General features: G+C 64.5%; 20 protein-coding genes. 8 read left to right on the plus strand and 12 right to left on the minus strand.

The annotated features are described in order from the left end of the window. Positions 1-103: 103 nt before the first annotated feature. From IZU87_RS14775 to IZU87_RS14790, 4 genes are all read right to left on the minus strand, one after another. Positions 104-415, minus strand: a complete 312-nt coding sequence (locus IZU87_RS14775; RefSeq protein WP_052384882.1) for an oxidative damage protection protein — start codon at positions 413-415, stop codon at positions 104-106. 138 nt (positions 416-553) lie between these two features. Then, a complete protein-coding gene (gene mutY, locus IZU87_RS14780; protein ID WP_213115036.1) occupies positions 554-1,726 on the minus strand; it encodes an A/G-specific adenine glycosylase in 1,173 nt (390 codons plus the stop codon). A 110-nt stretch (positions 1,727-1,836) separates the two neighbouring features. Further along, positions 1,837-4,230, minus strand: coding sequence for an AsmA family protein (locus IZU87_RS14785; RefSeq protein WP_131431162.1), 2,394 nt, complete (start codon positions 4,228-4,230; stop codon positions 1,837-1,839). A gap of 240 nt (positions 4,231-4,470) precedes the next feature. Further along, complete coding sequence (locus IZU87_RS14790; protein WP_225347481.1) at positions 4,471-4,956, minus strand: acetyl-CoA sensor PanZ family protein; 486 nt, start codon at positions 4,954-4,956, stop codon at positions 4,471-4,473. Positions 4,957-5,216: 260 nt separating this feature from the next. Between IZU87_RS14790 and hisB the strand changes: the two genes are divergently transcribed. From hisB to hisF, 4 genes are all read left to right on the plus strand, one after another. Then, positions 5,217-5,810, plus strand: coding sequence for an imidazoleglycerol-phosphate dehydratase HisB (gene hisB / locus IZU87_RS14795; RefSeq protein ID WP_043336716.1), 594 nt, complete (start codon positions 5,217-5,219; stop codon positions 5,808-5,810). 70 nt (positions 5,811-5,880) lie between these two features. Next, complete coding sequence (gene hisH / locus IZU87_RS14800) at positions 5,881-6,522, plus strand: imidazole glycerol phosphate synthase subunit HisH (RefSeq protein ID WP_054555217.1); 642 nt, start codon at positions 5,881-5,883, stop codon at positions 6,520-6,522. A gap of 115 nt (positions 6,523-6,637) precedes the next feature. Continuing rightward, on the plus strand, positions 6,638-7,384 hold the full coding sequence (gene hisA, locus IZU87_RS14805; protein WP_043336722.1) for a 1-(5-phosphoribosyl)-5-[(5-phosphoribosylamino)methylideneamino]imidazole-4-carboxamide isomerase: 747 nt from the start codon (positions 6,638-6,640) through the stop codon (positions 7,382-7,384). Between the two features lie 11 nt (positions 7,385-7,395). Further along, complete coding sequence (gene hisF / locus IZU87_RS14810; protein ID WP_043336726.1) at positions 7,396-8,169, plus strand: imidazole glycerol phosphate synthase subunit HisF; 774 nt, start codon at positions 7,396-7,398, stop codon at positions 8,167-8,169. Between the two features lie 109 nt (positions 8,170-8,278). Here the strand turns inward: hisF and IZU87_RS14815 are convergent, their stop codons facing one another. The 3 genes from IZU87_RS14815 to IZU87_RS14825 all read right to left on the minus strand — a co-directional run bounded on the left by IZU87_RS14815 (position 8,279) and on the right by IZU87_RS14825 (position 10,276). Beyond that, the gene (locus tag IZU87_RS14815; RefSeq protein ID WP_213115037.1) at positions 8,279-9,127 is read right to left on the minus strand and encodes a CHAD domain-containing protein; all 849 of its coding nucleotides are present in this window, start codon (positions 9,125-9,127) and stop codon (positions 8,279-8,281) included. Between the two features lie 62 nt (positions 9,128-9,189). After that, positions 9,190-9,801 (minus strand): YjaG family protein, encoded by a 612-nt coding sequence (locus IZU87_RS14820; protein WP_043336733.1) that lies wholly within the window; start codon positions 9,799-9,801, stop codon positions 9,190-9,192. Positions 9,802-9,982: 181 nt separating this feature from the next. Further along, the gene (locus IZU87_RS14825) at positions 9,983-10,276 is read right to left on the minus strand and encodes an MGMT family protein (protein ID WP_213115038.1); all 294 of its coding nucleotides are present in this window, start codon (positions 10,274-10,276) and stop codon (positions 9,983-9,985) included. A 118-nt stretch (positions 10,277-10,394) separates the two neighbouring features. Between IZU87_RS14825 and IZU87_RS14830 the strand changes: the two genes are divergently transcribed. Continuing rightward, entirely contained in the window at positions 10,395-11,144 is a 750-nt protein-coding gene (locus IZU87_RS14830; protein WP_213115039.1) for a type 1 glutamine amidotransferase, read from the plus strand. Positions 11,145-11,170: 26 nt separating this feature from the next. Here the strand turns inward: IZU87_RS14830 and mnmH are convergent, their stop codons facing one another. Both mnmH and IZU87_RS14840 read right to left on the minus strand, forming a co-directional pair. Next, complete coding sequence (gene mnmH / locus IZU87_RS14835; RefSeq protein WP_043336739.1) at positions 11,171-12,277, minus strand: tRNA 2-selenouridine(34) synthase MnmH; 1,107 nt, start codon at positions 12,275-12,277, stop codon at positions 11,171-11,173. 118 nt (positions 12,278-12,395) lie between these two features. Beyond that, complete coding sequence (locus IZU87_RS14840) at positions 12,396-14,204, minus strand: SulP family inorganic anion transporter (RefSeq protein ID WP_213115040.1); 1,809 nt, start codon at positions 14,202-14,204, stop codon at positions 12,396-12,398. Positions 14,205-14,542: 338 nt separating this feature from the next. Here IZU87_RS14840 and IZU87_RS14845 point away from each other — a divergent pair, with 338 nt between their 5' ends. Next, positions 14,543-15,187, plus strand: coding sequence for a DUF1415 domain-containing protein (locus tag IZU87_RS14845; protein WP_107335681.1), 645 nt, complete (start codon positions 14,543-14,545; stop codon positions 15,185-15,187). A gap of 134 nt (positions 15,188-15,321) precedes the next feature. On the opposite strand, the gene radA is transcribed toward IZU87_RS14845, so the two are convergent. The 3 genes from radA to IZU87_RS14860 form a co-directional block, all read right to left on the minus strand. Continuing rightward, a complete protein-coding gene (radA, locus tag IZU87_RS14850; protein WP_043336740.1) occupies positions 15,322-16,734 on the minus strand; it encodes a DNA repair protein RadA in 1,413 nt (470 codons plus the stop codon). 141 nt (positions 16,735-16,875) lie between these two features. Then, the gene (locus tag IZU87_RS14855) at positions 16,876-17,343 is read right to left on the minus strand and encodes a copper resistance protein NlpE N-terminal domain-containing protein (RefSeq protein ID WP_043336742.1); all 468 of its coding nucleotides are present in this window, start codon (positions 17,341-17,343) and stop codon (positions 16,876-16,878) included. Positions 17,344-17,522: 179 nt separating this feature from the next. Beyond that, positions 17,523-18,662, minus strand: coding sequence for an alkene reductase (locus IZU87_RS14860; RefSeq protein WP_176675955.1), 1,140 nt, complete (start codon positions 18,660-18,662; stop codon positions 17,523-17,525). A 481-nt stretch (positions 18,663-19,143) separates the two neighbouring features. Between IZU87_RS14860 and hisC the strand changes: the two genes are divergently transcribed. Next, on the plus strand, positions 19,144-20,199 hold the full coding sequence (gene hisC / locus IZU87_RS14865) for a histidinol-phosphate transaminase (protein ID WP_213115041.1): 1,056 nt from the start codon (positions 19,144-19,146) through the stop codon (positions 20,197-20,199). A gap of 146 nt (positions 20,200-20,345) precedes the next feature. Continuing rightward, positions 20,346-20,789, plus strand: coding sequence for an SMU1112c/YaeR family gloxylase I-like metalloprotein (gene gloA2 / locus IZU87_RS14870; protein WP_248379716.1), 444 nt, complete (start codon positions 20,346-20,348; stop codon positions 20,787-20,789). Positions 20,790-21,050: the final 261 nt, after the last annotated feature.

Genomic DNA, 21,050 nt, shown 5'->3' on the forward strand with positions numbered 1-21,050 from the left:
TTGCCAACGAGGACGTATTAAATAGAAAACCTTTCCCGACGTCAACCCTTGCTTATCAAGAATTTGGCGTCGTAATTCGCCTTCCGCCGTCCTCGCCGTCCACTCAGACTTCGTAGCCCTGTCCGCCCTGCGATTCACCCTTGGCGGCGGCATCCGTCGGCACGAAACCTTCGGCCTGGTCCGTCTCCTGATTGTTGAAGAAGCGATCCATCTGCTCCATCAGATAGCGACGGCTGTCGGCATCCATCATGTTGAGGTGCTTCTCGTTGATCAGACGCGTCTGCAGCGCCTGCCACTCTTCCCATGCCTGCTTCGAGACGTTGGACCAGATGTCCTGGCCCTTCTCGCCCGGCAGCGGCGGAAAATCGAGACCCGGCAGGTCCTGGTCATACTTGCGGCAATGTACGGTGCGCATGGGTAACTCCGTAAGAGAACTGGATGTCAGTGCGGATGAGCGTCGAGCCTTCGCCAGACGCCCTTACTGTTGCCTCATTCTCGCACGCTTGAGCCGCTTTGCCCCAGACGTGCGGCCGATGCCGACGCCAGCAAGGCCTCACAGGCCGAACAGATCATCCGTGCAGCGCGCCAGCAGCGCCTTGACCGGCGCCGGCAGGCCCACGGCGTCCGGCGCGGCAGGGTCGACGAAGCGGCGGTCGGCGGCTGACTCGTTGACGCTCCCGGCCGCTTGAGCTGGCGCAAGCCCTGCCTCGCCCAGCTGTATCGGCTGCGGCGTGATGGTCAGCCGGAAGTGGCTGAAGACATGCTCGAAACTTGCCAGTGGCGCCTCCAGATGGGCGCCGCGGGCTTCGCGGGCGACCCATTCCCGCGCGGCCTCGCGGTCCTCGACCAGTGGCGGCGCCCACAGGCCGCCCCAGATGCCCGTCGGCGGACGGCGTTCCAGCAGGATCTTCCCCGCCGCATCGCTGACCAGCAACATCAGCGTCTGACGCGTCGGAATGGTCTTCTTGGGTTTGCTCTCGGGGAAGCGCTTCTCTTCGCCACGCGCATGCGCCACGCAGACTTCCTCGAAGGGGCAACGCGCGCAATCCGGCTTGCTGCCGCGCGTGCACAGGGTGGCTCCGAGATCCATCATCGCCTGGGTCCAGTCCGCCAGCCGCACCTGCGGTGTGTAGCGCTCCGCCAGCGTCCACAGCTTGCGCTCCACCGCCGGACGTCCCGGCCAGCCCTCCACGGCATGCAGGCGTGCCAGCACGCGCTTGACGTTGCCATCGAGAATCGGCGCCCGCTGTCCGGTGCTGATGCTGATGATCGCCCCGGCGGTCGAACGCCCGATGCCCGGCAAGGCCGACAGTGCCTCGACACTCTCGACCGGGAAGGCGCCGTCGTGCTCATTCACGACCTGCTGAGCGGCCTTGTGCAGATTGCGCGCCCGAGCGTAGTAACCAAGGCCCGTCCACAGGTGCAGCACGTCATCGATGTCCGCCGCCGCCAGCGCCGCGACATCCGGGAAGCGCTCCATGAAGCGGGCGTAGTACGGCAGCACCGTCGCGACCTGGGTCTGCTGGAGCATGATCTCCGAGACCCAGACGCGATACGGCGTGGTGTTCTCCTGCCAGGGCAGATGCTTGCGGCCATGCTCATCGAACCAGTCGAACACGCGCGCCTGAAACGCCTCGGGGCTCAGGGCGATGTCTTCAAAGCCGGGTGTGGCGTGGCTCTCGGGAGCTGTCACGTCTGGCGTGGCAGCAGTGTCAGGTCGCGCCATCAAAACTTCCTCTGCTCGCGCCATGGTCGACGCCATGGCCTGGGCTCAAACGGCAGCACGCCAGCCCCGAGGAGCTGGCGTGCCGGTCTTGCTGCGAAGAGAGCGCGTGATCAGTTGAACAGCCCCTGAATCGCGCCCTTCAGCTTGTCGCTGGCGCCTTCGCCCAGCTTGTCGTCGATCTTCTTGCGGGTATCTTCGTCGAGTTTTTCATCCAGCTTCTCGCTGACCTTCTCGCCCGCCTTGCGCTTGGCTTCATCCTTGGCCAGTTCCGCTGCGGCACTCTGGAAGCCTTTCTGATCGAAGCCACACCACTCGCCCGGCTCACCGCTCAGGTTGCCCTGACACTGCACCGGGAAGCGCAGCTTGATCAGACGCGGATTGACCTCACAGGCCGCGTCATCCGCACCCTCGATGAAGCGCGCCGCCACGTTGTAGTCGAAGGCCTCGGTCGGCAGGTTGAGCTGGCCCTTGCCGTCCAGCGCGATGCCCGGGATCGCCAGGGCGAGATCCTGATTGCTGATCACGCCATTGGTGACCGTGAAGCTGCCCTGCGCGCGCTCCAGCGGCGTATTGGCCTTCCACTCGCGCGAGGAGGTCTTGCCACTCAGCGTCGCCACGGCAGTACACATCTCCCTGGAGATATTGACGTCGAGCACCTCGCCATTGCGAATCTCGAAGTTGCCCTTGCCGTTCAGATTGCGCTTGATGCTGTCGATCTGATTGGTGCTGGTGGTGTAGTCACCATTGAGCGTCAGGCGACCGCGCAGGATGTCCTTCTGCTCCGGCGCCAGCGCCTTGAGGAACGGCGCGATATCCAGATTGGTCAGCTTCTCGCCGAAGCTCATGCTCAGCGGTGTCTTGCGGCTGTCGATGCGCGCATTGGCCGCCAGCGAGCCGCCATAGAGGCTGGCCGTCAGGCTATCTAGCTGCTGCACACCCGGCTGACCGGACAGCTTGGCGGTCACCTTGCTCATCTCGAGACCCGAGGCGATCAGCGTGCCGATATCCAGCTGCCCCTGAAGGCCCAGCGTCTTGAGCAATGCCACCGGCAGCAGCTCCGCGTCGCCATCGGCCGCATAGACCGGCGCGATCACGCCCGCCGTGAGCGCTTCCCCCAGGCTTGCCGTCTTCTCGTCTGCGCCCGCCGGTGCCAGGTAGTCATCGAGATTGAGCGCGTCGACATCCAGATCGAAGGTGATCTGCGAGGCATCGAAGGACGAGCCGAGGCGCCCGTTGATGGTGGTGTCATCCAGCGCCATCACCAGGTTGGTCAGCTGCACCTGCGACATGTCGCCCTTGAACGGGCTGGAGAAGGCCAGTGAGGTCAGCGCGCTGCTCTTGGCGGTCTGCGGCGCCTCCATGCCGACACGCGTCATCCACGCCTTGGGCGACAGCGGTGCCAGCTTGAACTGGCCGCTATAGCTGAGCGCATCGCCGGTGATGTCCTTGGCCTTGAGCGCCCCGCTGAGGCGCAGGTCACTGCCGGAGGTCAGCAGCAGATTCTCGAGATTCGCCGTGCCCGCCGCCAGGTCCGCTTCGGCACCGAAGGTGGCTTTCAGCGGCAGGGCCTTGTCACCCAGCGCGGCCTGATGGAGCGTCGCGTCAAGCTCGGCGCCATCGGCCAGATACAGCTGCTTGTCGGTGTCCAGCGTCAGGGTGTCGATGTCCAGCGCCACGCTCTGGTCCTTGTCACCCAGCGACGGCATGCGCGTGGTGGTGTCCAGGCTCACGCCGGTCAGCACATGACGACCGCCCTGCAGGTCCAGCGCCACCTTGCCATCGAGGCTGACGGTACTCTGAAGCTCCGGCTCACGCCCATCGGCCACGAACGACAGCTCGACCGGGAAGGCCTTGTCGGGGCTGACGTTGGAGGACGTCAACGCCACGTCGTTGAGCGTCATGTCGAGCCCGCTGGCCGCGTCCTGATAGGCGATCTGACCATTGGTGACCTGCACCGAGGCGATATCGAGATTGACCGCCATGCTGCCGGCGCCATTCTGCACCGACGGCGTCGTGTCATCCGCCAGCGCCACACCGGCGCTCTTGGCCGGCGGCAGCGCTTCATCCGCCGCGCCGCTGTCGGCGGCCGTCGCCGCATGCTCGAGCAGGCTTTCCCAGTTGCCACGCCCCTGTGCATCACGCTCGAGCGCCAGCTTGAGGCCGTCGAGGAAGACGCCTTCGACTTCGACTTCACCGCTCAGCAGTGGCGTGAAGGACACGCCGACTTCCGCGCGGGTAAAGGAGGCAAACGGTGACTGATCACGCTCCTGCTCCGGCAGCCAGGCTTCGGCGTCCTCGACGCTGACGCCGAGACGCGGATAGAAGGACCAGTCCAGCGGGCCGTTCAGGGCCAGTTCCAGCCCCGCCTGGTCCTTGACCGCCTTGACCAGTCGCGGCTTGAGATCATTCGGATCGAGGAAGGTGGTGACATAGATCACCCCTGCCACGACCACCAACGCCAGTACTCCGACGATGGCCAGCAAGGCTCTGAACAGTGCTTTCATCTGCGTCCTCCCTTTGACACGATGAGAATTGCTACGATGCCCTCACTCCAGAGGGCAGCACATGGAATGGCGCTGGGAACTCGTGGCATCAGGCGATGCCCTTTCTCCCGCTCATCATCTAGCTCGAGCGCTGCGCGCCATCCTCCCGCACAGCGAGACAGCCTCAAGACAGAAATGATGATGACACAGCCGGTGGACAGGTCGCGTTGACGTCAGTTCCGCATCCGGCAACGACCGGGTTCACTCCTGCGCCAGCACGAAGCCGTCGCGGGCGGGGTCTCGCACATAGCCCAGACGTGATACCAGCAGCTCGTCGGCCAGGGTCAATCCCTGACTCGGCACGACCAGAAGACGCTGGGCACTGGCCGCTTCCAGCGACAGCAGCGCCATCAGACGCGTACCGACACCGCGTCGACGCGTGCTCTTGCGCACGCAGCAATGGCTGATCTTCCAGGCATCGCCTTCATCCTCGCAGAGTAGCGCGCCGATATGACGATCGTTGAAGAAGGCGCTGCAGAAGCGGTGTCCCGCGGCGAGATTGGCCTGAATGAAGTCATCCGGGGCGAGCGGGAGACGCTCACTGGGGGCTTCGTGATAGATACGCGACAGATCGATACGGACTTGCTCATCGGTTTGCCAGCGTGCGTGATCGATCATCTGAAGAGTGACCGGCATGGTGAGATCCTCGCCCGCGATATGAATGCCCGCCATTGTAGCGGATGCCATTGTCCTTTCTCTATAATGACGGGTCGGGCAGGCACAAAGACGACGCGCCTGCCGCCGATCAAGCGCCCCGCCGACGGCTCTCTGCCGTCGTCAATGCCCTGATCACGATTTCGATTGCGACATCACATGACAATAACCACATGATGCGCACTTCCCGGCCGGACTGGACACACGCCTCTCTTACCAAAGGCCCCAGACTGCGCCCAGACCCCATCGGCCTCGAAGCCGCTGATGGCGTCACCGACCGCTGGAGAGACATCATGGTAGAGCGTATCGCCGAAGTTCATCGCAACACCTCGGAAACCAAGATCCGGGTCCGCATCAATCTGGACGGTGAAGGCAAGCTGAGCGCCAACACTGGCGTGCCCTTCCTCGAACACATGATGGACCAGATCGCCCGTCACGGCGTGATCGACATCGAGGTCGACTGCGATGGCGACCTGCATATCGATGACCACCACACCGTCGAGGACATCGGCATCACCCTGGGTCAGGCCTTCGCACAGGCGCTGGGCAACAAGGCCGGCATCCGCCGCTACGGCCATGCCTACGTGCCGCTGGATGAAGCCCTGTCTCGCGTGGTGATCGACTTCTCCGGTCGTCCGGGCCTGTTCATGCAGTGCGAGTTCACCCGCGGCAACATCGGTCGCTTCGATACCCAGCTGTTCTGGGAATTCTTCCAGGGCTTCGTCAATCACGCTGGCGCCACCCTGCATATCGATAACCTCAAGGGCTTCAATGCCCACCACCAGGCCGAGACCATCTTCAAGGCCTTCGGTCGTGCCGTGCGCATGGCGGTGGAAGAGGACGAGCGCATGGGAGGCCGTATCGCCTCCACCAAGGGCTCGCTGTAAACGAATGATCCGGGCGCCAGACGCCTGACATCCAGCGCCGGAGCCTGCCTCCGGCCTTCGGGAGAAAGACATGACGATTGCCGTCATCGACTATGGCATGGGCAACCTGCACTCCGTCGCCAAGGCGCTTGAGCACGTGGCCGACGAGAATGTCGTGATCACCAGCGACCCGCGCGCCATCCGCGGTGCCACCCGCGTGGTGCTGCCCGGCCAGGGCGCCATCCGTGACTGCATGGGCGAGCTTGAACGCGCCGAGCTGCGCGGTCTGGTCGGCGAGCTGCTGAGCAACCACAGCAAGCCGCTGCTGGGCGTGTGTGTCGGTCAGCAGATGCTGATGGAGCGCAGCGAAGAGAACGGTGGCATCGATTGCCTCGCCTACTTCAAGGGCGACGTGAAACGCTTCGATGACCAGCAGCTGGACGAGCACGGCCAGCGCCTCAAGGTGCCGCACATGGGCTGGAACCATGTCGCGCACACCCAGGGCCACGCGCTGTGGGAAGGCATCGAGGACAACTCGCGCTTCTACTTCGTGCACAGCTTCTATGTGTCGGCCAGCGAGCGCTCCAAGGTCTACGGCGCCACGCACTACGCCGGTGCCGAGGCGCACGTCGCCATCGGTGAGGGCAGCCTGTTCGCGGTGCAGTTCCACCCGGAGAAGAGCGCGGCCGCCGGCCTCAAGCTGCTCGAGAACTTCGTCCGCTGGCAGCCCTGAGGGCTGGCCCGCGTGACCCTCGGCGTCTGTCTCGCGTGACGGACGCCGATACATCCGCCTTCGATATACCGACGACAATACAGGCGTGCCAAGACACGCCGAGAGGACACCCGACATGCTGGTAATCCCCGCGATCGATCTCAAGGACGGTCAGTGCGTGCGCCTGAAGCAAGGCCGCATGGAAGACTCCACCAACTACGGCGATGACCCGCTGGCCATGGCCGCGCGCTGGGTCGAGGCCGGTGGCCGTCGTCTGCATCTGGTCGATCTCAACGGTGCCTTCGAAGGCAAGCCGGTCAATGGCGACGCCGTGACACGCATCGCCCGCGCCTACCCGGAGCTGCCGATCCAGATCGGTGGTGGCATCCGTGATGCCGCGACCATCGAGCACTACCTTGAAGCCGGTGTCGGCCAGGTCATCATCGGCACCAAGGCCGTGAAGGAACCGGCCTTCGTCGCCGAGATGTGCCGCGCCTTCCCGGGCCGCATCATCGTCGGTCTCGACGCGCGTGACGGCTTCGTGGCCACCGATGGCTGGGCCGAAGTCTCCACCATCAAGGCCACCGAGCTGGCCAAGCGCTTCGCCAACGACGGCGTGTCCTCCATCGTCTACACCGACATCGCCCGCGACGGCATGATGCAGGGCGTCAACATCGAAGCCACCGTGGCACTGGCCCGCGAAGGCGGTATCCCGGTGATCGCGTCCGGCGGCGTGACCAACCTGGATGACATCCGTGGCCTGGCCGAAGTGGCCGATCAGGGCATCCTCGGCGCCATCACCGGCCGCGCCATCTATGAAGGCAGCCTGGATATCGCCGAAGCGCAGGCGCTGTCCGACTCCATCACCGGCCGCAAGGCCTGAGGGGAGCGATCATGGCACTCGCCAAACGCATCATTCCGTGTCTGGACGTCGACGCCGGTCGTGTCGTGAAGGGCGTCAACTTCGTCGGTATCCGCGATGCCGGTGACCCGGTCGAGGTCGCCAAGCGCTACAACGAGCAAGGCGCCGACGAGATCACCTTCCTCGACATCACCGCCAGCGTCGACAACCGTGGCACCACGGTCGACATGGTCTCGCGCATCGCCGGTGAGGTGTTCATCCCGCTGACGGTGGGGGGCGGCATCCGCACCTGTGAAGACATTCGCACCATGCTGAATGCCGGCGCGGACAAGGTCTCGATCAACACCGCGGCCGTGTTCAACCCGGACTTCGTGCGTGAAGCCGCGGAACGCTTCGGCAGCCAGTGCATCGTGGTCGCCATCGACGCCAAGCGCGTCAGCCAGGACGGCGAGACACCGCGCTGGGAGATCTTCACCCACGGTGGCCGCAAGCCGACCGGACTCGACGCCGTCGAGTGGGCGAAGAAGATGGTCGAGCTGGGCGCCGGTGAACTGCTGCTGACCAGCATGGACCGCGATGGCACCAAGGCCGGTTTCGATCTCGGCGTCACACGCGCCATCTCCGACGCCGTCAGCGTGCCGGTGATCGCCTCCGGCGGTGTCGGCACCCTCGACCACCTGGTGGATGGCGTGCTCGAAGGCGGTGCGGATGCGGTGCTGGCCGCCAGCATCTTCCACTTCGCCGAGTACACGATCCCCCAGGCCAAGGCGCACATGGCCGCGCGCGGTATCGAGATGCGCCTGTAAGCGCAGCCGCAGGGTAGTTCAGGCAGAAACGCGAACGCCGCCATCTCCTCAGGGGATGGCGGCGTTCGTGTCTTCAGAGAAGCAACTTCGGTTCAGGCGAGAACAGCGCTCAGACGTAGCCCAGCTTCTTCAGCGGCTTGAGCGCCTGCGCGAGTCGCTGGTCGGCAAGCGTCATGATGTCCGCGACCAGATGCTTCTCGGCAGCAGGCAGCATCACGCGCTCCCCGACCCACAGCGCCAGCTCCGCCAGGTCATGCTGATTGCCCAGCCGCGCGGCCGCCTTGTCGAGCAGTTCCGGCTCTCGGCGCCGTCCGTGACTCGGTGACTCGAGCTCCCGCGCGGCTGCCTCACCCAGCGCCTCGTGCGCCAGTGCCAGCTGGAACATGCGGTACTTGACCCACTTGCGCAGCCGGTGAGACGCCTCGATCTCACGCTTGCTGGCCACCTGCGCCGCAAGCTTGCTGATGCGATGACGACTGAACTCCAGCCCGGTGTTGAGCTCCTCCACCGTCAGCGGTGCCGCCTGCCAGGCCGCCCGCTCTTCGCCCAGCAGCGTCTCGAGCGGCGCGTGATCCAGCTCGCCTTCGGGCTCGCTCAGCGAGGCACTGGTCAGCCCCGGACGCAGCGCATCCAGCAGGCGCTGACTGCGCTCATCCACCCAGGCGTAGGCGCGACCATGGGTCTTGCGCAGCATGTGCGCCTCGCGCGGCCCGGCCAATGCCTTGGCGACGGCGCGCGGACGCGCCTGATGCTCACTCACCGCCGACTTGCCCAGTGACTCGCGCCGCAGTTGCCACCAGCCGCGCAGCTGCTTGCAGTCGACGCGCAGCGCATGCACATCCGCCGCGCTCAGCGTCGGCTGCGCGAGACGCTCATGCATGGCGTCCAGACGCGTCTGAATCACGCCATTCAGCGCTGCGTTCATCGGAGAAGAATCCTGCTGACGGGTGTCGCTCATCTGTCTCTCCAACAACGGCTGGCCAGTCATCACTGGCACCAGGATGGCCCGAATCGGGCCGCTCAGTCCTGCAAGGATAGCCCGAGATTGCTGACATCTTCATTGCGGCCCAACTGCTTGAGCGCGCGCCAGTCATCGCGGGACAGCTGCGGGGCTTCGACGCTCTCCAGCACGGCGTCCTGGAAATCACGCTCATCGATCATCAACGGATGTTCGCGAATCATGGCTTCCAGCGCTTCCTGCTCGATGCCCTCACCAGCCTGCAGGTCGATCAGCGCGCGCACGCCATCGGCGGACAGACGGCTGATCTTGAGCGCGGCTTCCGGCTCTTCGCTGATCAGCACATCGATGCAGGCGGTCAGCGCCATCACGGCTTCCAGGGCGCGGCGCGCGCCGAAGCTGTCATCGTCCTCGGCGGGCTCGAAGGCGGTGACCTTCTCGGCCTGCAGCGAGAAATCGATCTTGGCATCGCGCACGCGCAGCTGCTCCCAGACGAGGTCCAGCAGCTTGCGCAGCTCACGCGTGGTGTCCAGCGCGCTGGCCGTGCCATTGGCTTCGGCGTAGAAACCGGCATTGGGCAGGAGTCGCTCGGTCAGCGCCGCCATGAAGGCAGTACGGCGCACGGGGGCCAGCGCATCAAGGCGCGCACGGAAACCGGATACAGGCTGAGTCATGACGGCTCTATTCTCACTTCACTATTCAATATGCGGCGTTCACGCTGGCGTCTTGGCTCCGCCAGCCGCGATGTCACCGGAGGTCGCTATAGGGTATGCGATAGGATAGGCGAAAGGGTAGCGCCCGCGCGTGGCCGGATGAACACGCTCCCGCTCGAGCGCTGCCGTGCTGCTGCATACCTCAGGGCCACAGGCATTCCGTCGGCACGCGGCCGGCAGCATCGAACAGGATGCCTTCGCTGCGCAGCTTTTCCCGCTGGCGCACTGCCCCGCCGTGCTCGGTGACCTTGAGCGAGGCGTTGATCACGCGATGCCACGGCAACTGATGGCCATCCGGCAGGTGACGCATCGCCGAGCCGACCATGCGCGCGCTGGCGCCATCGGTCATCTTGGCGATACGTCCGTAGGTGGTGATGCGCCCTTCGGGGATCTGCGCCACCACGGTGTAGATCTGTTCGAGCAGTTCGGCCCGCATGCGGTTCTCTCCTTGTCGTGTCGCGGCTGGTTCGCCCGGTGCAGGTTCTGAGATGCAGGTACCGGGATGCCGACACTGGGGTCTTTACGCTGACATGGCGCTCACGCATGATGAAGCCATGCATCTTTACTTCATACATCAGGGGCAACTCCCTGACACTGAACCAGATTCAGCCGCCGATACCGCAACGCTAGCGCATGACTGGCAGAGTCCGCTACGCCTCAAGGACTGGCTTTCCGGCATGGGGCACAGCTTCAACACCAGCTTCCCGCTGGCAGGCGAAGCCTTGCCGGGCATCGATGACTTTCATGCGCTGGTGGTGCTGGATGGTCCGCAACGCCTGTCGAGCGCCGCACAGCCCGCCTCGCCCGCCGAACAGCAGTCGCTGCGCCTGCAGCGCAAGTTGATTCGGCGCACACTGAACAGCAATCGCCCGCTGCTGGGGATTGGCCTGGGGGCGCGACTGATCGCCGAGCAGATGGGGGCGATCGTCTCGTCCGCCGTGGTGCCGCAGCGTCGCTGGGCCACGCTGACGCGCAGCAACGAGTGCCCGCTGGGGCTACCCGCCGAGTTCGAGGCCTTGATGTGGCATGAGGAGATCTGCGGACTGCCGGAAGACTGCGAGCTGCTGGCCAGCAGCGAGCATACGCCAGTGGCCGGCTTCAGCTGGGATGAGGGTCGCGTGGTGGCGCTCAACTTCCATCCGCACATGGATGCGGCGGCCACGCAGGACCGCCTGGCCCGCCATCCCGCGCCCCAGGAGGGCAATGGCGTGCAGTCACGCGAGGCGTTGCTGGAGGACCCGAAGCGCTTTGATCGTCAGGCGGCCCTGCTGGACCGCCTGCTGGTGGACTGGCTGAATGCGTGAGCGCTGACCGGCGCTCGTGAGGGATGTCAGCGCTGCCAGCGGTGATTGGCGCTCCACTCACGCGCGAAGGCAAGGCTGTTGTCCCAGTCGCCGACGTGCAGGAAGGTGCGCTCGTGCTTCTCGAGCTGATAGCGGTACATCGGGTCGTAATACTCGCTGAGCAGCGGCGCCAGCCAGCCTTCATGGGCAATGGGATTGCCGCGCTTGTGCTCCTGGAAGGCGATGTCCTGCATGCGCACCAGACGAGCAAGGCGCGCACTGCCCAGGCGCTTGCGCAGACGCAACAGTGCCTGACGCAGCTGGCGCTGCATCAGGGTCCAGCCGAGGAAGTCACCATAGTGACGACTGTAGGTGGACCACAGCCCCTCGATATAGTCCTTCTGAATCTGCACGACTCGCCAGTCCAGCGGCATCTCGACGCGGATCAACGGTGCCTGCTCCATCGCGCGCCAGGTGGCGAGCGGAATGTTGACGCTGCCGATGAAGCGCGACTCGTCTTCCATGATGGTCGGCGCTTCATCCTCAAGCGTGAGCATCTCGGCGGCGATGCGGTGCTCGAAGTCGATCTGGCTCGGCGCCGGGAAGGGATGGCGGCCGAAGGCCGAACCCTTGTGGCGTGCACAGCCTTCCAGGTCGATGCCATTGTCCAGCGCATGGATCAGCTCGGTCTTGGCGCAGCCGGTCAGCCCGCCGATCAACAGCATCGGGGCCTGCTCGGCACGCTCATCGATATGCTGACAGAGCTGCTGACGCATGGCCTTCCAGCCGCCCTCGATGCGCGGACGCTCGATCCCCGCTTCCTGCAGCCACTGCTGACTGAGCTGGGAACGCATGCCGCCGCGGAAGCAATAGAGAATCGCGTCAGGGTGCCGCTCGACGTGCTCGACCCAGGCGCGGATACGTGCGCGCTTGATCCCGCCGCTGACCAGTTGATGGCCAAGATGTACCGCCGATTCCGGGCCGACCTGCTTGTACTGCACCCCGACGCGATGACGCTCCTCATCATCCATCAGCGGCAGATTGACGGCACCCGGCAAGGCACCAGCGGCGAATTCGACCGGCGCGCGCACATCGATCAACGGACGGCCGTCGCGAATCAGGTCGCAGCTGGCCGCCACGGTGGGCAAACTCATGGGCATCTCTCGGCAGACAGAACAGGATTGAGGCAATGGGCGGCGACTGGCTGACTGGCCGCACCATCAAGGGCCCATATTCTATCGCAAGCGTGCAGCCGCCCCCAGCCTTGTGCTTTCACGCCAACGGTGGCGTCAGGCGCACCCCCTGCCCCGGCCCGATCCCGGCCGGGCCGAACAGCTGACAATCGGGGCAGGCAGCGGGTTGATCTCCGTGGGCGCGATGCGCTTCGGCGACCGAGTCGCGCAGCGAGGCAATCGCCGCCTCGGCGGTATGGAAGTAGTTCTCACGCCCCATGCGCTCGAGGAAGCCACCGCGCTCCATCACTTCCAGCGCGTACATGCGAAAGCCGCACATGCTGAGGCTGCCGCCGGCATCGCGCAGGCTACGTTGCTCGATCTCGAGCATCTCGGCGCCCGCGATATCGATGAAGTTGCAGCCGGTGCCCAGCAGGATGACGTGCTTGCCGGTATAGCGCGCCAGCTTGCGCTGGACATGGTCGACCGCCCCGAAGAACAGCGAACCATCCACGCGCAGAATCACCACTTCCCGGCACTGGGCCAGCTGATAACGCTCGGCATTGCGCACGCCAAGCTCCGGATGCTCCGGGTCTGGGGCCATCTCGACCAGCCGTGGCCGTGAGGTGCGGTTCAGATACAGCACCAGCGAGACCAGCACCCCGGCGAAGATGGCGAACTCCAGCGGCAACAGCAGGGTAGCGAGGAAGGTGATCACCAGCACCACCGCCTCTTCGCGGCTGACGGCCAGAATCTGACGGATATGACCGACTTCGATCAGGTTGGCGGCGATCACCATGATCAGGCCCGCCATCGCCGGCAACGGCAGCCAGGCGGTCACGTCAGGCACCAGCAACAGCACCGCCAGCACGATCAGCGCCGCCACCACCACCGACAGCGGGGTGCGGGCGCCGGCATCATAGTTGGCGCCGGAGCGCGTGAAGGAGCCGGAACCGGCAAAGCACGAGAAGAAACTGCCCGCCAGATTCGACAGGCCCTGGCCGATGAACTCCTGGTTGCCGTCGATACGCTGATGCGAGCGCACGCCGATGGCGCGCGCGATGGAGACCGCCTCGATCAAGCCGAGCACCGCCAGCGCGAAGGCCGCCCCACCCAGCGAGCGCAGGGTGTCAAAGCCCAGCGGCGGCAGGGAAAACGGCGGCAGACTGCCGGACAGGGCGCCGACCATCGGGATACCTGCCGCGCTGCCACCGAGCAATGCCGCGACACCGCAGCCGACGGCCATCGCCACCAGCATCCACGGCAGCTTGCGATTCAGCCGCCGAACCAGCACGGCCGTGAGCAAGGTGCTGAGTCCCGTGATCAACGTGGCCCACGAGGTATCGCCCAGATGCCCGAGCAGCGCCCACCAGGTGCCGAGAAAGCTCGAGGCATCGCCAAGCGCGATGCCGAACAGGTGCTTGAGCTGACTGGTGGCGATCAAGACCCCGGCACCGGCGGTGAAGCCGATCACCACCGTATGCGAGATGAGATTGACCAGCGCCCCCATGCGCATCAGCCCCAACGACAGCTGGATGATGCCGACCATGCAGGTCAATGCCAGCACCAGCGGCAGGTATTCGGGACTGCCCGGCGCGGCCAGGGTCGAGACGGTGCCGAACACCACCATCGAGATCGCCGCGGCTGGGCCACTGACCATATGCCGCGAACTGCCGAACAGGCCGGCGATCAACGCATAGGCCACCCCCTGGGGCAGCACCAGCACCGCGCCACTCAGTCCCGCGATCAGATCAGAACGCGCATCCCCGGGCGACAGCTGACGCATCCAGCCGAGAAAGGGCAACAGTCGCGACAGACGATAGGCCGCGGCACTGGTGTGCTCGGGCCCCTCTGCCGTCTCGGTAGATTCGGGGGGCGGCGAGGAAGGAGGCGGAGTATCAGCGGACAAGAAGTATCTCCGTGGCGAGGCAGGAAAGAGGTCGTCAGCCGGTAGCCGCAATGTCCCTGAGCGTACTCGGGACAGGCTTGAAACCAGCGGTGATAAGTCTATCGCTGAAATCACTAATGAAACAGGGCCGCCACATACCCGACAACGACCTGCGGCCCTGCGGTCCTTTCCCTAGAAAGAGATATGTTGAAGAGACACGATGAAGAGACATGATCAAGCAACACGGCGACGAGACACGATAACGAGAAACGAAGAGAGACGAGAAGACACGGCGCTGGCCATGCCGCGCCCGAGCAGTGACAATACCCGTTCCTGACACCGCTGCGGACCCTGACGCCATGACCACCGACGCTACGCCGACCGATACCACGACTCCCGAGACGGCGGGTGGCTACACCCCGCCGCTGGATGCCAGCGAAGCCGAGGCCATCGACGCCACGCGCCAGTGGGTCGAGACGCACATCATCGCCGACAATCTGTGCCCGTTTGCCGCGCGCGAGATGGCACGCAACAGCATCCAGTATGCCGTGGTGCCCGGAGCAGGGCTCGAGCGCAGCCTGCAGGCACTCGGCGACGAGCTGCTGAACCTGGACGCCAATCGTGACGCCGAGACGACGCTGGTGATCTTCAAGGACGGCTTCCGCGACTTCGATACCTACCTCGAGCTGCTCGACTATGCCGAGGCGCTGCTGGAGATGCAGGGCTACGAGGGCATCTATCAGCTGGCCAGCTTCCACCCGGAATACGTGTTCGAGGATACCGAGGAAGACGACGCGGCCAACTACACCAACCGCTCGCCCTACCCGATGCTGCACCTGCTGCGCGAAAGCTCGGTCGAAGCCGCCATCAACGCCTACGCAGGCGATGTCGAAGAGGTGCCGGGGCGCAATGAGGAGCTGATGCGCGAGCGCGGTGTCGAGCTTCTGGTCTCACGCCTCAAGGCCTGTGCTCATGCCGCCCGCCAGGCTGACAAGCAGGACTGACAAGCAGGACTGAGCTTCGTGCTCGGAGAAAACTCCATACGAACAAGGCCAGCCGCGAGGCTGGCCTTGTTCGTTGCATGCAGCATCACACCACGATGTCCCCGTGCGGCAGGCTCACGCGCCAGGCGCAGGGGTCACAGGGCTTCCAGCGCCTGGGACAGCTTGTCGACCGCCACGATGGTCATGCCCTTGGGCGGATTCTTGGGGGCATTGCCCTTGGGCACGATGGCGCGCGTGAAGCCATGCTTGGCGGCCTCGACGATGCGCTCCTGACCACTGGGCACCGGACGGATCTCGCCGGACAGTCCCACCTCGCCGAACACCACCAGCTCACGCGGCAGCGGACGGTTCTGCAGGCTGGAGACCACCGCACACAGCACCGCGAGGTCGGCGCTGGTCTCGAGCACCTTGACCCCGCCGACCACGTTCAGGAAGACATCCTGATCGCCGGTGAACAGGCCGCCATGCTTGTTGAGCACTGCCAGCAGCATCGACAGGCGATTGCCGTCCAGGCCGACGGCGACACGGCGGGGATTGCCCAGCGGCGAGTCATCCAGCAAGGCCTGCACTTCGATCAGGATCGGTCGCGTGCCCTCCCACACCACCATCACCAGGCTGCCGGAGGACTGCTCCTCGCTGCGCGACAGGAAGATCGCGCTGGGGTTCTTCACCTCCTTCAGGCCCAGCTCGACCATGGCGAACACGCCCAGCTCATTGACCGCACCGAAGCGGTTCTTCTGGCCACGCAACGTGCGGAAGCGCGAATCACCATCGCCCTCCAGCAGCAGGGAGGCGTCGATCATGTGCTCCAGCACCTTGGGCCCGGCCAGCGAGCCGTCCTTGGTCACGTGGCCGACCAGCAGCAGCACGGTGTTGGTTCGCTTGGCGAAGCGGGTCAACGCGGCGGCGGACTCACGCACCTGCGAGACACCACCCGGCGCGGATGACAGATCCTCCAGATGCATGGTCTGGATGGAGTCGATGATCAGCACCTCGGGCTTTTCGCGCTCGGCGGTGGCCAGAATCGTCTCGACGCTGGTCTCGGCCAGCATCTTGAGGCCCTGGGTCGGCAGCTGCAGACGATGGGCGCGCATCGCCACCTGCGACAGCGACTCCTCACCGGTGACATAGAGTGAGCGCTTGTGCTGGGCGAGCTTGCAGGCGGTCTGCAGCAGCAGCGTCGACTTGCCGGCCCCCGGGTGGCCACCGAGCAGCACGGCGGAACCCGGCACCAGCCCGCCGCCCAGCACGCGGTCGAACTCGCCGAAGGTCGAGGAGAAGCGCGGCACCTCGGCCAGCGAGACATTGGAAAGATCGGTCACGTTGTCGCTGAGCGTGCCGGCGTAGCCGCCCCGCCCATTGCTGGCGCTACGCGCAGCACCACCGGCGACGGCTCCCGCAGCGGGGGCGGCGCCGGGCAATACCGTGGCGCCGACGCGGATTTCCTGCAGGGTGTTCCACTCGCGGCAGCCGCTGCACTGGCCCTGCCACTTCGAGAATTCGCTACCGCATTCGGTACATACGAAGGCGCTCTTTGCTTTCGCCATCAGACAATCCTGTCGGGAAGAAATGATTCTCGGCGCCGCGGCGGAGTGTCGTCAGCCGCGGATTTCCAACGGCCAGACACAAGGAAGGCGGCTTGCGCCGCCTTCCTTGTGCTCACGATCGCCTTGTGGCGCACGGCACGCTTACTGGCGCTTGAGGCGCAGTGTCTCACCGTTCTGGAAGCGACGCTTCTGCGGGTCGACCAGCTCCAGGGTCTGGGCATCCAGACGCAGGAAGTAGTAGGTCTGGCCTTCGCCGTCCGGCGTCAGCTCATAGACGGTCGCGTTCGGGTCCGTCACGGTGCCGGACAGCACGTCCCACTGGCCTTCGTAATGCTCTGGATCCGGCTGCTGCGGATGATCACGATAGGTGGCATCGAGACTGAAGGTACGCTCATCCTGGGCTGCCTCTTCGGCACCCTTGAGGCGTACATCGAGGTCAATGCCCGTGCAACGACGACACGGCAGGGTGCCCTTGTAGACGGCAACCTGCTCGCTGGCTGTCTCGGTGGCGCTGTTGTCAGCGGCACCGTCATTGGTCTGGGCCGTTGATGCGCACCCGGCGAGACCGACCATCAGCGCGGCTCCCACCATCAGAGTCCTGATCTGCATTGAATCCTCCTTAAGGCGATGACTCGATAGCAGCGTCAGCGCTATCGACGGCGAGCGGTCTACCCGCTTTGGCAGGCAGACCGCTCACAAGCTTCCATGCTCAAGAATAGCGGGTATCCGCCCCGAGAGGCCACCCCCGATGGCGTTTATCGAACACCATTCGCTAAATCGTGTCGGCCTCAGCCGCGGCGATCATGGCCATTGTCGAGAAACGGATAGTCGGTGTAACCCTTGGCGCCACCACCGTAGAAGGTGTCCGGGTCCTGCTCGTTGAGTTCAGCGCCGAGGCGAATGCGCTCGACCAGGTCCGGGTTGGCGATATACGGGCGCCCGATGGCGACGGCATCCGCGATGCCCTCATCGATGATACGTGCCGCGCTCTCACCGTCGTAATGGCCGCAGAAGATCAGCGCGCCCGTGACGCGCTCGCGCAGGGCACGACGGAAGTCATCGCTGAACTTGATGTCGCCACCGGCCCAATCCGGCTCGTTGACGTGCACATAGGCGATGCCACGTCTGGAGAGCTGCTCGGCCATGTAGAAGGCCATCTCTTCCGGCTCGTCATCGGTCAGACCGAAGATCTCGATGAAGGGCGTCAGGCGGATGCCGGTACGCTCAGGGCCGAAGACTTCGGCGACGGCATCGACGACTTCCAGCGTCAGGCGCGCACGGTTCTCGACCGAGCCACCGTACTGGTCAGTGCGCTGATTGGTGCCGGTGGCCATGAACTGGTTGAGCAGATAGGCGTTGGCGGCGTGCACCTCGATCATGTCGAAACCGGCACGCTTGGCGCGCACGGCGGCCTGACGATAGTCCTCGATCAGCTGGGGAATCTCGTCCGTCTCCAGGGCGCGCGGCGTACTGGTGGGGTGACGTCCGCTGGTGCCGTCCTCGAACTCGACGAAGCACTGGGCGCCTTCACCCCGCAGGGCGCTCGGCGCGACCGGCTGCTGGCCATCCGGCTGCACCATCTCATGCGAGACACGCCCGACGTGCCACAGCTGCAGCGCCATACGACCGCCCTTGGCGTGCACCGCCTGGACGACGCCCTTCCAGCCCGCTTCCTGCTCATCGGTCCAGATGCCCGGCGTGTAGACATAGCCACGCGCAGTGGGCGAGATATTGGTCGCCTCGCTGATGATCAGGCCGGCACCGGCACGCTGACCGTAATAGGCCTGCTGCAGCTCACCGGGCACGCTGTCGGGGGTACGAGCACGTGTCAGCGGTGCCATCAGGATGCGGTTGGGCAGGGTCAGATCACCGAGCTTGACCGGATCGAGCAGGGTATCGGCGTACGGGGCGTTGGTATTGGCAGTCATCGGGACTCCTTGAATTGCAGGTCTTCACCCAGCGTCGTCATCGTGAAAGGTCGCGCGAGCTGGGCAAGCATGCCTGTGACATGCGGCACACCACGCGCTGCTTCAAGCACGCACATCGCACGAGAATAATGCTGGCATGGCAACAATGGGCGAGGCCCGCCGTGCGGCCACTCCTGGGCTTCTTTCAACACCCCCTCACGACAGCCCTTCACAACACCCTCTCCCGATAGCCCTTCACAACACCCTCTCCCGACAGTTCTTCACAACACTCTCTCCCGACAGTGCTTCGCAACAGTCTCTCTCGACAGTCCTTCGCAACAGTCTCTCTCGACAGTCCTTCGTAACAGCCTTCAATCACCGCTCCAATGCCCCTCATGACTCACTCAGAGCGCATGCCGGTGCTTGTACCGCGACGATCCAGCGGGCAACATGAAAAGCATCCATGACACGGGTCATGCACTGTCACCAGCGGCGAGAAATCATGAGCAAGTACTGGAGCCCCCAGGTCCACGACCTGACCCCCTACGTCCCCGGCGAACAACCGCGTGAGCAGCTGATCAAGCTGAACACCAACGAGAACCCCTACCCGCCGGCGCCCGCCGTGGAGCAGACGCTGCGCGAGTTCAATGCCTCTGATCTGCGCCGCTACCCGGACCCGAGCTCCAGCTCGCTGCGCGCCGCCCTGGCCGATACCTTCCATGTGGCCGCCGAGGAAGTCTTCGTCGGCAACGGCTCCGATGAGGTGCTGGCGCTGGCCTTCCAGGCATTCTTCCGTCAGGACAAGCCGCTGCTGCTGCCGTCCATCAGCTACAGCTTCTACCCGGTCTACTGCCGCATGTATGGCATCGAGTCGCGCAGCATCGCGCTGACCGACAGGTGGGAAGTCGATCTGGAAGCCTTCGGCAACGACAATGGCGGCATCATCTTCGCCAACCCCAACGCCCCGACAGGGCATGGCCATGGCCGCAAGGCGATTGCCGCGCTGCTGGAGCGCAATCCGCAGAGCGTGGTACTGGTCGACGAGGCCTACGTGGACTTCGGCGGCGAAAGCGCCATCCCGCTGATTCATCAGTATCCGAATCTGGTCGTGACGGGCACTTTCTCTAAGTCGCGCAGCCTGGCTGGCATTCGTCTTGGCTATGCCGTGGCCTCGCGTGAGCTGATCGAGGGTCTGGAGCGCGTAAAGGACTCCTTCAACTCCTACCCCATCGATCGCCTGGCCGAACAGGTCGGCGTCGCTGCGCTCAGTGATCCCGACTATTTCGATGAGTGCCGCACACGGGTCATCACCACTCGCGAGCAGACGCGCGATCGCATGGCGGCGCTGGGCTTCGAGATCCTGCCCTCGCAGACCAACTTCGTGCTGGCGACTCACCCGACCCACGATGCCGGCAAGCTGTTCATCGGCCTGCGCGAACAGGGCATCCTGGTGCGCCACTTCAACACCGACGCACTGCGTGACTATCTGCGCATCAGCATCGGTACCGATGCCGAAATGGACAGCCTGATCGAAGCCCTGGAAACCCTGTGTCGCTGAGATAGCACACGGCCTGGCCAGTGATTGCTCCAATCAAAGAAGGCGCCCAGTGGGCGCCTTCTTTCATCAGGATGTCACTCAGGAGTTCGCTCATCACACAGCTCGTCGTATCGTTCATCGCACCGAACACTCTGCAGGAGCACAACATGACAACGGACAGTCCCTCCATGGCTTCAGACGCTACCCCGACACCCCGCCTGCCTCTGACGCGGGTGCATCACGTGGCGCTCATCACCGCTGATTACCCTCGCGCCAGGCGCTTCTATCTCGAGGTCATGGACGCGCAGGTGATCAACGAGGCCTATCGTGAGGCCCGCGACAGCTACAAGCTCGATCTGCGCCTGCCGGGCGGTATCCAGCTGGAGCTGTTCTCCTTCCCCTCGCCGCCTGAGCGCCCCAGCTATCCGGAAGCCTGTGGCCTTCGTCACCTGGCGCTGGCGACGGAAGACATCGATACCTGTGTCGAGCTGCTGATCGCGCGTGGCGCCTCGCCAGAGCCGATACGTGTCGATGAATACACCGGCGCTCGCTTCACCTTCCTGGCAGACCCTGACGGCACGCCCATCGAGCTCTACGAAGTCTCGCCCTGATATGATGGTGCACTGAAACTTCACTGGCCCTGAAGACAAAAGGCCCCTGTCGATATTTCGACAGGGGCCTTCTTGTGTCATGTGCGCGTTGCTTGGGCAAAGCTCTTTTCTTTCGCCCACAGCCGATTCGCATGCAGGGTAAGCGACCGGTGATCCCATCTACCGCAGAGTCCTGAATTCCGTCACGTTAGATGTCCATCTATCAATAAGTGGACACTTATCATGACGGAATCAAGCGTGTTGGAAGTTCCTCGCAAGCGT

This window comes from Cobetia sp. MC34, from assembly GCF_018340035.1.
Classification (GTDB): Bacteria; Pseudomonadota; Gammaproteobacteria; order Pseudomonadales; family Halomonadaceae; genus Cobetia; species Cobetia amphilecti.